Raw genomic sequence first — 14,725 nt, forward strand, 5'->3', positions numbered from 1 at the left:
ATCGCGGGTGGAGCAGGGCGAGTTGAGCCTATCGGCCGTCATATGGGGTGCCCAGCCTGCCGATGAAGCGCAGGGTCTGGTCGAGTGCCTTGAGCGTGAGAAGGCGGCTGCGGGGACGCAGCATGCTGGTGAGCCCCTCCTCTGCGAGGCCCTGGCACCGGCCGGTCAACCACGTCCAGTCCAGGTCGAGGTAGTCGGCCAGGGCCTGCAGCCGTGCCGTCGGCGTCGGCCCGTCGACCAGACTGTGGGCCCGCGCGTGGCCGATCACCTCTTGGTAGGGAGCCACCTCCCGTCGCACACTGGTAGTGGCGACACGCCAGACGGATGCTTCGCGTACCCAGTTCGCCAGGATGGCCTTGTCGCGTGCCAGGACGAACCCCTCGACCTCTTGGTACTCCTGCTCCGTGCACAGCCACACTTTGACCCCGTACATCTCCATCATGGCAATCGTGAGGAACAGAAGAATTCGCTCATAAATCTCGCTTGATCGAACGACGGGCTCTGGGACGCAAAACGCGCGACCGAGCGCGCTTCCTGGTCCCGCGAAGCGATCGGCCACGTTCTGCAAGTAGTCGTGTTTATGCCTGAATAGCAACCATGGTGCGCATTCCTCCCCGGTGGCTTCGCGGGTCCAGAACGCCGGCACCTCGGGAAGGCCACCGAGGTGCCGGACGATGTATTGGGCGCAGAGACTGGAGCCCAGCCACGCGGCGCCGATGGGGGAGAGGTCGGGCATCTCGGATCGCGGCGGTGCCGAGTTACTGATCCTGACGTAGTGCCGAAGTTGCTCGGCACGGTCGGAGAGCGGATTGTCATCCGCCAGCAGACCGTCGTCCATGACGTACAGCGCCCAGATGATGGCGTAGACCAGGTCGTCCAGCTGGTAGGCGAGCGGTACACGCGGGTCCTGGCCCACAAAGAGGTTCTGGCGGGCGAGCGCGGCGTCCATCACGTACAGCCCGGACCCGCCGGCGGCACCGGGGGAGGCCAGAATCACGCCCCTGCGCGAGGAGCGGACGTAGGTCTCCAGGTGGGGGAGGTCTGCGGAGCTGATCTCCAGGACGTCGCCGCGGGGCTCAGCCTCATAGATCTGCACGCCGATCGAGGTGCCGTCGAAGTGCCGTCCGCCGGCGAGCTCCCAGCTGCCGAAGATTCCAGCGTCCGGTTCGCCGGGGACGTGCCGGGACGTGGGCCAGGTGTAGTCCAGGGTTCGTACCGCGGTGCGCGTCCTTCGGTCCAGCGGGCGGGGGCGGACGATGTCGCGTACGGGGACGAGCTGGAAGAGGGCCTCGACCCTCTTGCCGAAATAGGCCTCGAGGATGGTGCGCAGGGCTCCGCGGGGGATGTGGGTGCCGGCCAGCCACCGTTTGTAGGTAGCCGGGGAGGGCCGGACCCTGGCGAGTCGCGGCTCTTGTAACTTTTTCGCGGCGTCTTCGGCCATGATCGGCCAGAGGACCCGGAACTTGTTCGGCGAAGCGCAGTTGAGCTCTGGAGCGTCCAGCAGGTGGTATAGGAGCGGCACGACGGTCCGGGCCCGTGACTCCCGTGGCTCCTCCGGGTGAGTCATGTCGTCCTCCCTGATGTCCCCAGAGCCGCAAGGCAGCTCGCACCGGCTTTGAACCGCCGGTTGGCGGCCCTCCTTTCGGCCCAGGTCGCACCGGGCCTGGTCTGGGAGTACGTGAACGCGGTCACCGCGACAATGTCCGGTTCCAGCTCGAAGGCCAGACGCCACCGGTCGGGCAGCACCCCCCGTTTCGTCTCGGGCCCGCCGTCGTTCTTGACGTTCGCGAGCACGACACGTACCTCGTCGTCGTGCTTCGCCCCCACGGGTACGCCCTGCAGGTTGGTACACAGGCGCTGCTCACCCGTCGGGGGCAACGGTCCACGAGGTGCTGGCCGTCGCCATGAGTAGGAGATCATGAGATGTCCTGCAGGGCCTGACGGACGCGGCTCTCATCACGGCGGCTCACTGCGGAGCAGATCGTGATCGCCTCTCCGTAGAGGCTTCTGGCCAGGTCGGGTCGGCGGCTGTCTCGGAGGGTGTGGCCCAGGAGTTCCCGGCTATGGGCCCTCCAGCGTGCCGAACCGGATGCGTCGCACTCGGCGACGGCGAGGCGGCCGTACTCCTCACCCTTCCCGGGATCACCTCCGGCGGCGTAGGCCCGGGCGAGCCACGCCAGCGCCCGCGCGGCATCGAACCAGTCCTCGACCTCGAGCAGGGTCGAACGGGCGGCGGTCAGTGTCTCGATCGCCTTGGTGGCACGGCCGAGTTCGAGTTGGGCCTGGCCGAGGCAGATGTTGGTGATCGCTACGGCCCGCGTGTAGGTGAGCCGGTCGGGCTCGGACTCGCTGGTGCGGGCCAGCTTGGTGCGTTGCTGGCGAGCCTGAAGGAGGAAGGCTTCCGCCTCGGCCGGATCTCCGCCGTGCAGGTTCACTGCCCCGAGTTCGTGGAGTGCCTGGGACTCGGCACGATGGTCCTGCTCCTCGCGGGCGATCTGCAGGACGGCTGTGAATGTCTGGGCGGCTTCCTCGAATTTCCCGGCGCCGCGCAGTCCGACGCCCCAGGTGTTGAGCATTTCGACTTCGGCCTCACGGTCCTGGCAGCGGCGCGCGGCCTGAAGGCCGAGTTCGTGGCTCTCGGACCACAGCTCGTAGTCGTGGGACGAGCGGAGCAGGGGCCAGATGGCGTGGGTCAGCTGCCAGGTGGGTCTGTCCAGGCCGGCGGCCGCGGCACGCAGTGCGTGCAGCATGTTGTCCCGTTGGGCGTACAGCCAGGCCAGGGCGGTTGCATCATCCGGGAACTCGATCGGTTCGGCGGGCGGGTAGACGTAGTCCCGGCGCAGGGGCCGATGGGTGGGTGTCAGGATCCGCTCGGCCATGCTCGCGGTCGCCAGGTAGAAGTCCAAGGCCCGTTGCAGGACCTCCTCCGGTTCCCCGAAGGTGGCCTCCATGGTGGCCCGCGCGCGGGCATGGTCCCGGGTGATGTCGTGGAACCGGTAGACCTGTCCGCGGGAAGAGACCTCGCCCCGAAGCTCGATGAGCTTCAGCTCATGCAGCTGATCGAGGGCGGCTTCGGCTTCCGAACGCGACAGGTTGCAGACGGCGGCCGTCAGCGGCACATCGAAGTCGAGGGCGAACAACGACCCCATGCGGCGGTAGACGGCCGGCGCAGGGGTGCTACGCGGAAGCGACCAATACGAACGATCGAGGGCGTGGGTCACGGCCGCCTCCTGGTGAGTAAGCGAGGGATGCGGAGAATCTGCTGGAGCACTGGATGCGGCACCGGAAGCGAGCTCGGCGAGGGGCTGGTCCGGGTTGGCGGCGAGGTGGGTCACGGTCAGCGCGATCGCCATAGGGGAGCCGGCAGCGAGGCGGGTGATCTGCGCCGCGGCATCAGGCTCACGGGCTACGCGCTGGTCACCGAGGCACCGGGTGAGGTACTGCTGCGCGGCGTCATGGTCGAAGGGGCCCAGCCGATGCAGCAGGGCGCCGTCGGGAGCCAGTTCAGCCAGAGTGCTGCGGCTGGTCACGACGATGAGGTGGCCGCTCCCGCCAGGGAGCAGAGACTGAACCTGGGCGGCTCTGCGGGCGTTGTCGAGCAGGATGCTCACACGCTGCCCCGGCCGGGCAGTTGCCGACCGCCACCAGGCGGCCAGTTCTTCGGCAGAGGTGGGCTGCGCACCAGGGTGCAGGGAGCGCAGAAACCGGGAGAGAATCTCGCTGGTGCTTGCCGGGCCCTCGGCGGCGTAGCCGAGCAGGTCGGCGTAGAGCTGACCGCCGGTGTACTCGGCAGCCAGCACGTGGAGCAGACGGTTGCCGAGGCTGGTCTTCCCGACGCCACCGGGCCCGTTGATCACCACGATACGGACGGCGTAGTCAGGAACCTCCCCGATCTGACTGGTCAGGACGTCGAGGTCGTCTTCCCGGTCGGTGAAGGCGGCAGGCACCGGGAACAGCTGGCGCGGAATCAGCGGGTCCAGGACTGCCTCGTGGACGTGGACGCCGCCATGGATGGTCCCGGCCTGCACGGTTGGTCCGTAGAAGGTGCCGTTCGTAATCGTGTTGTAGGTACTCGCGCCGAGCGGAGGGGAAGACCTCATCGAGGCTGCAGCTCCGTCACCGGCCGTAGGGCGGGCCGCAGTCACAGGTCACCCGCCAAGGCCCGTACCCGTTCGGCGTCCGCCGGCCGGATCGACCCGTACAGGTCCGCGGCCTGCTGGTAGCACTCGCGTGCGGCAGCAATCTCGCCCCGGCCGGAGTGCGCCTGGCCGAGATACTCCAAGGCCCGGGCCCGCCACAGCGTGCTCCCGGCGGCGGTGAGGGCCGCCAGGGCGCTCTCCAGCTCGCGGACACCACCGTCGGCGTTGCCGGCGAGTACGTGGGCGTGGCCCTGCAGGACGAGCGCGCGGGTGGCGTCGTAGGGGTCCTCGGCCGCCAGCAGCATGGTCCGCGCCCGGGCGAACAGATCCACCGCCTGGCCGGGATCCTCCGCGAGGGTGATCTCGCCGAGGACGATCGTCGCCAGCGCGATCCCCCGGGGGTAGCCGCACGTCTCCCATTGCGTGATGGCCTGGTTCAGGAGCGGACGAGCCTGCTGCGGGCGGCCGGAGTTGTGGTGGCACGATCCCAGGCCGAGCAGCGCTTGGCCCTCGTCTCGTACGTCACCGTCCACCCGGGCGGCGTCCAGGGCCTGGGTGTACCAGCCGACAGCGTCCGTCAGGCGTCCGGCCGAGCTCAGGCCGATCGCGCCCGAGAGCAGCATCTGCCGCACGGCGGCCGCGTTGCCGGCGCGGCGGGCCGCGGGGAGTCCGAGCTCGTGCGCCTTCACCCACAACGCGTAGGGATGCTGGCGCAGGAACCACGGCCAGAAAGCGTCGACGAGTTGCCAGGCAACCTCGTCCAAGCCGGCCGCCACCGCTGCCTGCAGTACGCCCATGAGGTCGTGCTCATGCGCCTCCAGCCAGGCCATCGCCCCCGGATCGTCGTCGAAGACGGCCGGGGCGTCGGCAGGAGGGGACAGCGTGCGGCGGAGGGTGCCCTGGGCGGGGGTGAGCCGCTGCTGCGCCTGGGTGGCGATCGAGAGCATCCATTCGCACAGTCGCCGCACCACGCTATCCCGGTCGTCTGCGCTGTCGTGCTGGGCGGCGCGGGCACGCATGTGTTCCTGTACGGCCGAGCCCACGCGGTAGCGAGCCGGCTGGCCCGCAGCGGACTCGCACGGCTCCAGCAACTGTTCGTCGGCGAGAACCTCCAGCAGCCAGTCGGCTTCGCCCCACTCCAGGCGGCAGACCGCGGCCACCATATCGGGGTCGACGAGGTCAGCCGGTAACAGGCCCAGCGACCGGTAGAGGTACTGGGCGTTCGCCTCCAAGCTGTCGTAACTCTGGGTCAGTCCAGTGGTGATGGCCATCCGTGCGGGGTCCTCACGATCGGGGTGAATCAGGGAGTCGGCGACCGCCGAAAGGCTGAGCGCGGGCCGGGACTTCAAGCGGGCGCCGGCCAAGACCAGCGGCAGGGGCAGGTACGCACACCTTTCGGCAAGGAGGGCAGCGGCCTCGGGGTCCGCCGACATCCGTCCCTCGCCTGCGAAGCGGGCCAGCAACTCGATTGCCGCCTGCGGGGTGAGTGGTCCGAGGGGAAGAAGCACGGCCCCGTCGGCGGCCAGGTCCCACAGGAGGCGGCGGATCGTCACGACGGTCGTGCTCGTGACGCCGGCGGGCAGCAGTGGCCGGACCTGGTCGGCGTCTGCTGCGTCGTCGAGCAGGACCGCGACCGCACGGCGGGCTGTGACCGAGCGCCACAGCCCGGTCAGCTCCCGCAGACTGGACGGCGTTCTCTCGAGTCCGAGCGCGCGCAGCCACTGCTGCAGCACGACCTCCGGCGCCAACGGCCCGGCGGATCCGCCAAGGTCGGCGTGCAGTTGCGCCTCGTCCTCAGCCGCGTCGGCGGCAAGCCAGCATGTGGCAAGAGCCGTCTTGCCCACCCCCGCGGGCCCGCTGATCACCGCCAGGGTGGTGCCGCCGCGGCGCGCCGCGCTCAGCGTGCCCGCAGGGTCCACGCGGTCGGTGAAGTTCGGTGAAACACGGGGCAGTTGCCGCGGCAGTGGCAGAACTTGCGCCACGGCATGGTGATGGATGCCGCCGTGGACCTGTCCAGCCTGGACGACGACGCCGTTCAGCTGCGCGGCCCCGGCGATCTCATTCCTCACCATGGAGACTTCCCGGGGCGGGCGGGTGCTGGTACCCGCGGGGTCGGAAGGTGACACCGGCGCCCTGGAGCACTCTGTAGATGGCACCGTAAGACCGCCCGGTCTCCTCACAGATGGCGCGGATGGACATGCGGGCGTACGCGTCAACGACCTGCTTGCTGAACGTGACCGCCTCTTCGCCGGTGAGCTGCGTGCGGCGCTTGATCTTCGGCAGCGGGGTCTCAGGATGAGGCGGCGGCGTGGGACGGTCGGGCATATCGACTCCTGTAGTCAAGGGCGGTGGAACGTCGCGTCATCAGGTTCGCGATTCCGGCGGAAATGGTCAGGCCGGGCAGCTTCTGTTGCAGCCAGTCGTGTTGGCCCGCTGGAGGGCGCACATCACGGCTTACGGGCAACGCCGCCGTACACGTCTGTCGGCAGCGCGGGGATGCCGGGCTCGGGCCGCCACAGCGGGCAGGAGACGATGCCGGGTTCCAGCACGTCGAGTCCTTCGTAGTAGGCGGTGATCTGCTCAGGGCTGCGCAGTACGTACGAAAGGGCGCCGGTGTTGTCGTATCCCTGCTGGGCTTCCTGGAGCTGAGTGCTGGTGTCGATGCCGTCGTAGTGCATGAAGTAGCTGCCGGGGCACAGGGCGTCCTGCAATCGGCGGACGATCGACGTCGACTCGTCGTAGTCGCGGATGTGGCCGAGGATGCCCATGAGCATCAGCGCGACGGGCTGGGTGAAGTCGAGGGTCCGGGCGGCCGCTTCGAGGATGTTCTCCGGGTCGTGCAGGTCGGCGTCGACGTATTCGGTGACGCCCTGGGGGTTTTTGCTGTAGAGCAGGGCCCTGGCGTGGACGAGGACGAGCGGGTCGTTGTCGACGTACACGACCTTGGCGTCGGGGGCGCTCCGCTGGGCCACCTCATGGGTGTTGTCGTAGGTCGGCAAGCCGGTGCCGATGTCCAGGAACTGACGGATGCCGAGTTCGCCGGCGACGCGGCTCACCGCGCGGATCAGGTACCGGCGGGACTCGCGGGCCATGGTCACGACCTGCGGGGCGACTTTGCTGTATTCGTCGCCGGCCACCCGGTCGACTTCGTAGTTGTCCTTGCCTCCCATCCAGTAGTTCCAGATGCGTGCTGAGCTGGGGACTGAGGTGTTGATCTCGCTGTACAAAGGGGGTCCTCCAGAGGGTCGGATCATCGGCGTCCTGCCTGTTGACGTGAGTGCATGGGGCGGGCAGACGCCTGCGGGCTTGAGTTCGAAAGGGGCGCTGCGGGGATTGGTGAGGAGGCGTCCGGTCTGTGCGTCACAGGAGCAGTGGCGTTGTGAGAGCTCTCTGGAAATCCCATCCGCTCTCGACGAGCCTTCTGCGCAGCACGCCGTAGGCGACTGCGCAGCGGCGGTCCCCGGTCCAGTCGCTGAGGGTCTTGCTCTCCCCGAACGCGGCGTACCGCTGGGTGTGCGGGATCGAACGCGTTCTGCTGGAGGCCGGTGTGAGCAGTTCCTCGGGCTGGACTTCGGCGACGTCGTGTGTGACCAGAGTGCCCCTCGGATTCACTGAGCCGACGAGGTATCCCACGTGGACCAGCGGCTGGATGGCGCTGCGGCACGCGGGTGTGGCAAGTCCGAACTCTTTCGCGATCGTCGAGGTGCGGGGGAGGAATGTCCCGGGCTTGTAGACGCCGGCCGCGAGGCGCTGGCGCATCGCGCGTTCAACGAATTCGGGTGTCTGCTTGGGGGCCGCCTGTATTGGAACGTCGACGACACGTGCGCCCACGTGGTGAAGGTGGACCAGGCCTTCCCGCGCGAGACCGCGCAGGGCGGCGGCCACGACGTGGCGGTCCGCCTTGTAGCCGCTCTCCAGGTCCCTGGAGGAGTCGAGGAGCGTTCCGGGCGGGATGGTGCCAGTGGTGATCGCCTCTCGCAGGCCCCGGTATACGCGGTGGGCCTGACCGGCTCGCTTCGGGCTGAGGAAGTGGATCTCTTCGTCGCGGAGTTCATTAACGGCGTCCAAGGTCACCACTCCTCGGCGAGCAGCGCCGACACCGACTGAGGATCGGTCAGCAGGGCCGACAGCCAGTGTGGATCGGCCAGCAGGTGTCCGGCCGGCTCGCGGGTGATCCACCGCAAGTGGAGATCATCACTGCGTGCGCTTCGAGGCGGCACCCACACAGCAGGACCGCTGACGTAGTCGGCGTACGACGGCCAGGGGCGGTCATTGGAGCCCGGCGGGACGAAGAAGGTCCAGCAGTCGCCTTCGGCGGCCACGGCACCGCGGCGGGCGCCGTGCTCGCGCAGCTGGTCCAGGGCCGCGGAGGCGTACGGACGGGGTGCCCGTACGACGTCGAAGCCGCGCCCGGTGTCGACGAGCCGGGCTGCAGAGCTGCGCCAGGCCGAGCCCAGCAGGGCGTACGCCTCACGGCCCGGTTCCCCGCCGGGCAGGGTGGGGATCTCCCAGGCCTGCGCCGGGCTGGCGGAAGCGGATGGACGTACGAGGGTGCGGAACAGGGGAGTCACGAAAGTGCCGTTCAGTACGGGAGGTCGGGTCAGGCGGGCAGGCGCTTGATCCAGCGCGCGGGATCCCGGAGTTCGTCGAGAGTGGGGACCAGGCCAGCCACGCTCCACACGCGGTTGAAGGTGTCCGGCCCGACGGCCGACATGGCTTGTCCAACAAGGGCTTTGGCGCGGGCCTCCTGCCGGGACGATCCGAGATCGAGGACGCGGAGCGCCGCCTTCAGAGGGCTCCGTCGCTGGTCGCGGGTGACGGGCTTGCCGAGTATGAGCGGGGTCGCCTGGTCGCTCGTCCACTGCGCGTGGCCTGTGCTGAGGAGGCTAACGACGTTCCTGCTGGCGCGGACCTGCGGCCAGGCCGGGGGTGGAACGAGGTTCCCATCGCACGCCGCGACCTGTGCCTGCTGGGCAAGGGCGTAGACCAGCAGTTCACACAGCTGGTCCGGTGCGGTCAGGCCTTGGAGGTCCAAGGCCTCGGGGATGAGTAGAGTCGACGGGCGGCCGGCGCTGTTCGCGATGAGGGTGGATATCTCGCTCTTCCAGAATCTGCGCATTGCCATACGGGCTCCCTCCGGCATAGCGGCAATCCATCTCTGCTGCCGATCGGAGAGGTCGAGCCCTGCGGTGTCGCGTGCGAGCTGGCGGCGCAGGAAGGCGCACCATGCCCTGCCGAGCCCTTCAGGGTCCACGAGGTCGACCGTCCCGTTGTCCGGCAGGGGCAGTCCTGTGACCTTCTCCACCGCGGGCATCGCCTCCGTGAGGATCCGTTGGATTTGCTCGGCCAGTTCCTCGTTGCGGGGAGTCTCGTTCAGGACGTACACGGTGATCACGATGTGTCTTCCGGCTGAGGTGGGATGAGGACAGGGCGTAGGGATCAGGTAGTGGTGTGAGGGCGGGCCGCCGACACAGTGCGCACGGGGAGGTTCACGCCGACCTCCTTGCCCGGCGGTCCCGTATCGAGGCTTGAGCTGGAGCCGCCGGCCGGGCAGCGCGGCTCCCTGAGGCCGCGGTGGATGACTGCTGTTGTTCGTGGGCGGCTTGCCGCAGCTGGCGCAGGCTCCACGGGGACGGCAGCGCCCTGCGGACGGCCTCCTCCATCAGTTGGCGCTGGCCTGTCGCCGCGGGGCCGTTGCGTACGCCGCCCTGCGCCTGGATGAGATCGTGGGCGACATAGACCTGGCGGCGGAGCCGCTGAGCGTTGCTTCCGTCCCAGCCCCATGCGGTGCACATGAACTCAGCGAGCAGCGAGACAGGTTCGGCGAGAGGCTCCGGCACGAGATGCATGGTGATCGCCCCGTCCTCGGCCAAAGGGATGAGGCGGGACAGTCCGTCGGGCGTCCGCTCCAGCACGCTCTCGTGCAGCAGTAGGACCGTCCGGCACCGGTGTGAGGACGCCGGACGTCGGCCTGGAGCGGCGAGGGCCGGTCGGTCCGACAGAGGAAGAAGAGACGCCGGGAGCGGACCGGCGCTGTACACGAGGGCGTACCGGGCGCTGGCCTGCAGCGCCTCCACCCATGCCTCCGACGGAGCGAAACCGTCCAGGCGGTGCTGATGGCCCGGATGCGTCAGGAGGCCACGTGCCTCCTGCACCTCGCGGTCGGGTGCTCCGGAGGCGCCCAGCAGGGCGGCCGCGGTCGTGGCCGATATCGGAGCTCTGGCCTGCTCCAGCGCGCCGATCCTGCTGGACGATGCACCGATGATGTCCGCGGCCTGCTGACCGCTCAGTCCGGCGCGCGTGCGGTAGAGGCGCATCAGCGCGCCGACCAGGACATGGGGCAGGGAGGGAACGTCGCACTGCGGTGCGCACGGTGGGGAGCCGAGCGTGTCAGTGGTCATGGCGTACCGCCGTGGGACCCGCCGGGACGGGGAGGATGGGCACTTGGCAGTGAAGGAAGAGGTCCAGGTGCGGGCGCGGTTCGGCCCTGTATTGCACCAGGGCCACCTCACCGCTCGGCGCGCTGACGGTCTTCTCATGCCCCCATCCGGTGTCCTTCGCCAAAGCCAGCAGCCCGTTGGCAGGACTCCCGGGCGACAGCGGGACTTCGCCCCGTATCCACTGTCTGCCTAGCCGGGCGGCGAAGGCGGTCGCCCACAGGGTGACCAGTCGCAGGACCGGTTCCCCGACGGGGGCATCCGGCGACTTCACGAGGTGGCACAGCATCAGGCTGGGCTCGGTGCGCGTCGGTATGGCCCAGTCGACGAGCAGCGGTTCACGTACCAGGTGCAGCGCCGCGAGGAGCCGGTCGTCGCCGGTGAGCGTGACGATCTCGGCGCCGTCGCCGTGCTGCAGGAGGGTGATGAGAGCTTCTACGTGAGGGCGCAGGGCAGGACGCGCCTGGGGCCAGAAGGCCAGATCGGCGGCGAGCTGGTCGCGGTCCTCCTGCCGGGCGGGGCCGGGCGTCATGCGGTAGGGCGGTGGGGTGGACACGGGTCGGGGTCCTGTTCGTCGGTCAACGGAGCGGGGCAATGCCCGGCCAAGTGCGGCCCGGGGCTGTGAGGTCAGGCAGCTGCATCCAGGACGAGGGCCTTGCCACGGGAGATGTCCGGTTCCGTGGAGGCAAGCCGGAGTGCGGCGGCCACGAGAGCGAAGTGCGAAAATGCCTGCGGGAAGTTGCCCAGCTGCCGGCCGTTGGCGCAGTCGTATTCCTCGGCGAGCAGCCCGATGTCGTTGGCGATGCCGAGCAGCTTGTCGAACAGAGCGACCGCTTCCACGCGGCGGCCGATCATCGTCAGGGACTCGACCAGCCAGAACGAGCACGCGAGGAAGGCGCCCTCGTCGCCGGTCAGGCCGTCTGTACCGGTCTCGGCGCCGGCCGTGGGGTAGCGCAGGATCAGGCCGCCGGGGGTCGTCAGCTCGCGCTGGATGGCCTCGATGGTGCCGATCACCCGCTTGTCGTCCGGCGGGAGGAAACCGACCTGGGGGATGAGCAGCAGTGCCGCGTCCAGCTCCATCGAGTCGTACGACTGGGTGAAGGTGTTGCGCCCGGTGTCGAAGCCCTTCTCGCACACGTCGTGGTGGATGGTGTCGCGCAGTTCACGCCAGCGCTCGAGCGGGCCGTCGGCATGTCCGGCTTCGATGAGCTGAACGGCGCGGTCGACGGCCGCCCAGGCCATGACCTTGGAGTGGACGAAGTGGCGACGTGGGCCTCGTACTTCCCAGATGCCCTCGTCCGGCTGGTCCCAGTGCCTCTCCAAGTAGGTGACCAGGGTGATCAGCAGGCGGCTGGAGTCGGGGTCCTGCTCGAGCCCGAACAGACCGGCAAGATGCAGGGTTTCGGCAACCTCGCCGTACACGTCGAGCTGGAGCTGGTGCGCGGCGCCGTTGCCGACCCGCACGGGCGCGGAGTACTCGTACCCGGGCAGCCAGTCCAGCAGCGCCTCGCCGAGCTCGCGCTCGCCCGCGATGCCATACATGATCTGGAGGTTCTCCGGGTCGCCCGCGACCGCCCGCAGCAGCCACTCGCGCCAGGAGCGGGCCTCCTCGCGGTAGCCGGTGCGCAGCAGGGAGGACAGGGTGATGGCCGCGTCGCGCAGCCAGGTGTAGCGGTAGTCCCAGTTGCGGTTGCCGCCGATTTCCTCCGGCAGGGAGGTGGTGGGCGCGGCGACGATGCCGCCGGTGGGGGCGTACGTCAGTGCCTTCAGCGTGATCAGTGAGCGGATCACCGCTTCGCGGTACGGGCCGTGGTACGTGCAGTGCTCGACCCACTCCCGCCAGAACTCCTCCGTCGCCTCCAGAGACTGCTCCGGCGCCGGCAGCGGCGGCGGCTCCTTGTGCGAGGGCTGCCACGAGATCGTGAACGCGATCCGGTCACCTGGAGCGACCGTGAAGTCCGCGTACGTCGTCAGCGACTTGCCGTAGGTCTCGGCGGACGTGTCGAACCACACGGAGTCCGGGCCGGCGACGGCGACCGTGCGTCCCTCGTGCTTGTGCACCCACGGCACCACACGGCCGTACGAGAAACGCATCCTGAGCGCCGAACGCATGGGCACCCGGCCCGAGATGCCCTCCACGATCCGGATCAGCTGCGGAGCGCCGTCACGCGGCGGCATGAAGTCGGTCACCCGGACCGTGCCGCGCGGCGTGTCCCACTCCGACTCCAGGATCAGCGAGTCGCCGCGGTAGCTGCGCCGGGCCGCCGTGGGCGGCTGGGCGTCCGAGGCGTGCGCCGGGCCGAGCCGCCAGAAACCGTGCTCCTCGGTGCCCAGCAGGCCGGCGAAGATGGCATGCGAGTCGAAGCGGGGCAGGCACAGCCAGTCCACTGTGCCGTCCCGGCAGACCAGCGCAGCCGTCTGCAGATCGCCGATGAGTGCGTAGTCCTCGATACGCCCAGCCATGGATGTCCGTCCTGTGTGGGTGGTCCCACCCTCGAGGAAGGGCCACCGTGGTGGATATGTCGTCTCTGCGGCTCCGCCGCCCGCTCAGCGGCGGGCGGCCTTCACGCGCGGGTCGCGCGTGGTGGTGCGGGCGGTGCGTTGGTCTGTCTCACTGGTCAGAGCGGTGTGCGTAGTTCGGCGGCGAGGATCAGGACCCCGATGGCGAGCACGAAGGTGGCCACCCGCCAGACGTTCTTGCGGTTCATGCGGGACTCCGGGATCTAGACCATGAGCGCGGGCGCACGCGCCGGGGACAGAGCGGCGGTGCGCAGCCAGTCGACGGCCTCCACCACGGTCTGAACGGTGCGCGTGGGCATGGGGTCCGAAGGCAGGCGGGCACGCTCACCCGCGACCCACACGGTGTGCAGCCCCGCCCGCAACCCGCCCTCGACATCCGTGGCCAGGCAGTCCCCGACCATCGCCGCCCCTGTCCCTGCGCGGGCGTGAAGCTCGTCGAGCGCCACTCGGAACAACTCGGGATCGGGCTTGCGGACGCCGTACTCGCCGGAGATGACCACCGAGCCGAAGTACTGGTCGAGTTGGGCCACTTCGAGCTTGGCCCGCTGTGCGTCCGGCGCACCGTTGGTGACCACGCCCAGCCCCCATCCGTCTTCCACCAGCGCCTTAACGGCGGCACACACCTCCGGGCGGTGGGGCACGAGTTCGGCTGAACGTTGCCGGTAGGCGCCGTGGAGGGCGGCAATGGACTCCCGGACTCCGAAGACGTTCTTGATCTCCTCGAAGAAGCGATGCCGCGCACCGTCGTGCCGCTCCTCAGCCTTCAATAGCCAGGGAACCGGAACGCCGGTGGCGCCGGAGAACTCGGCGGCCCACAGGGTGAACGCTGTCGTGTGGTCGGTGAGGGTGTTGTCCAGGTCGAACAGGGCAATCCGACGAACAGTCATCACTGCCACCCCCACACAGGGCCGGGAACCGCAGTGGGCGCACGTCCCCCGTGGCTTGGCGGCGACAGGGTGTCTTCGTCGAGCTCGGCGTCACGCAGCTCCAGCATGAGCTGGCGTGCGACCACCCGGTGGATCGCGTCGTCGTCGAAGCGAACGAACCGGTCGGCCTGAGGAGGGGAAGTAGGTGAGTAAAGGGTCCCCTTAACGCCGACGAGTTCAGTCTCGGGGACCCGCAGGGCGATGAAGCCGGCCTGAAGTACACGGCAGGCCCGCAGAGCACGGTCGGCGCACTCACGGCACATAGCTGGCGTGGCAGTGAGGATGTCCCGCGGAAACGTCAGGTTTGCCTGGGCCCCTTGGTTCGCGTTCAGTAGCCATAGCATCCCGCGCTCGTCGCGGTCCGGTTCTCCTGTGCACCGCCCGCAGCGATGCGGGCGCTCCATCACCGCGCGCTGACGGTCGGGGTAATGCTCTGACCACTGGAGGGGGCCGGTCTGAGTACCGCCCCACCGCTGCCACAGAATTCCGTCGATGTCCCGGTCCTCCGGGCGCTCGTCGACGTAACCGATGTGGCCGTCCTCTTCGAAGACGACCTCGACGTCGCAAGGAGACTCCTCTTCGTACGGGGCGATGAACAGCCCGCTGCCGATGTCCTCCTTGGATGGGAGGAGATGTTCCGTTGTCGCACCGCCAGAGCGGCCGAGGCGTTGCACGTCTATCTCCTCGTTAACGCTTCGAAGTT

At 69.0% G+C, this 14,725-nt stretch carries 14 protein-coding genes; all 14 read right to left on the bottom strand.

The window, feature by feature from the left end; all coding sequences use genetic code 11:
• Positions 1–28: 28 nt before the first annotated feature.
• Positions 29–1,441 carry a transcriptional regulator, XRE family protein gene (locus tag QF027_RS41030; protein ID WP_307080503.1) on the bottom strand — a complete coding sequence of 471 codons (1,413 nt, stop codon included), beginning with the start codon at positions 1,439–1,441 and terminating at the stop codon, positions 29–31.
• A 122-nt stretch (positions 1,442–1,563) separates the two neighbouring features.
• Entirely contained in the window at positions 1,564–1,827 is a 264-nt protein-coding gene (locus tag QF027_RS41035) for a hypothetical protein (RefSeq protein ID WP_307080504.1), read from the bottom strand.
• An 89-nt stretch (positions 1,828–1,916) separates the two neighbouring features.
• Positions 1,917–4,100 carry a tetratricopeptide repeat protein gene (locus QF027_RS41040; RefSeq protein WP_307080505.1) on the bottom strand — a complete coding sequence of 728 codons (2,184 nt, stop codon included), beginning with the start codon at positions 4,098–4,100 and terminating at the stop codon, positions 1,917–1,919.
• Positions 4,101–4,141: 41 nt separating this feature from the next.
• A complete protein-coding gene (locus QF027_RS41045) occupies positions 4,142–6,211 on the bottom strand; it encodes a tetratricopeptide repeat protein (RefSeq protein WP_307080506.1) in 2,070 nt (689 codons plus the stop codon).
• Positions 6,198–6,464, bottom strand: coding sequence for a helix-turn-helix domain-containing protein (locus QF027_RS41050; RefSeq protein ID WP_307080507.1), 267 nt, complete (start codon positions 6,462–6,464; stop codon positions 6,198–6,200). Before QF027_RS41050 ends, QF027_RS41045 begins: the two co-directional genes overlap by 14 nt.
• A 122-nt stretch (positions 6,465–6,586) precedes the next feature.
• Positions 6,587–7,393: an SAM-dependent methyltransferase gene (locus QF027_RS41055; protein ID WP_307080508.1), complete on the bottom strand. Its 807-nt coding sequence runs from the start codon at positions 7,391–7,393 to the stop codon at positions 6,587–6,589.
• Between the two features lie 106 nt (positions 7,394–7,499).
• On the bottom strand, positions 7,500–8,207 hold the full coding sequence (locus QF027_RS41060; protein WP_307080509.1) for a GntR family transcriptional regulator: 708 nt from the start codon (positions 8,205–8,207) through the stop codon (positions 7,500–7,502).
• 2 nt (positions 8,208–8,209) lie between these two features.
• On the bottom strand, positions 8,210–8,710 hold the full coding sequence (locus tag QF027_RS41065; RefSeq protein WP_307080510.1) for a hypothetical protein: 501 nt from the start codon (positions 8,708–8,710) through the stop codon (positions 8,210–8,212).
• 29 nt (positions 8,711–8,739) lie between these two features.
• Positions 8,740–9,525 (bottom strand): zinc-dependent metalloprotease, encoded by a 786-nt coding sequence (locus QF027_RS41070; RefSeq protein WP_307080511.1) that lies wholly within the window; start codon positions 9,523–9,525, stop codon positions 8,740–8,742.
• A gap of 103 nt (positions 9,526–9,628) precedes the next feature.
• On the bottom strand, positions 9,629–10,540 hold the full coding sequence (locus tag QF027_RS41075; protein ID WP_307080512.1) for a helix-turn-helix domain-containing protein: 912 nt from the start codon (positions 10,538–10,540) through the stop codon (positions 9,629–9,631).
• Positions 10,530–11,132 (bottom strand): hypothetical protein, encoded by a 603-nt coding sequence (locus QF027_RS41080; protein WP_307080513.1) that lies wholly within the window; start codon positions 11,130–11,132, stop codon positions 10,530–10,532. Before QF027_RS41080 ends, QF027_RS41075 begins: the two co-directional genes overlap by 11 nt.
• Positions 11,133–11,203: 71 nt before the next feature.
• Positions 11,204–13,039 (bottom strand): glycoside hydrolase family 15 protein, encoded by a 1,836-nt coding sequence (locus tag QF027_RS41085; protein WP_307080514.1) that lies wholly within the window; start codon positions 13,037–13,039, stop codon positions 11,204–11,206.
• A 260-nt stretch (positions 13,040–13,299) separates the two neighbouring features.
• Positions 13,300–13,983, bottom strand: coding sequence for an HAD family hydrolase (locus QF027_RS41090; protein WP_307080515.1), 684 nt, complete (start codon positions 13,981–13,983; stop codon positions 13,300–13,302).
• Positions 13,983–14,696 (bottom strand): hypothetical protein, encoded by a 714-nt coding sequence (locus tag QF027_RS41095; RefSeq protein WP_307080516.1) that lies wholly within the window; start codon positions 14,694–14,696, stop codon positions 13,983–13,985. Before QF027_RS41095 ends, QF027_RS41090 begins: the two co-directional genes overlap by 1 nt.
• Positions 14,697–14,725 lie beyond the last annotated feature (29 nt).

The organism is Streptomyces canus (assembly GCF_030816965.1).
Taxonomy (GTDB): domain Bacteria; phylum Actinomycetota; class Actinomycetes; order Streptomycetales; family Streptomycetaceae; genus Streptomyces; species Streptomyces canus_E.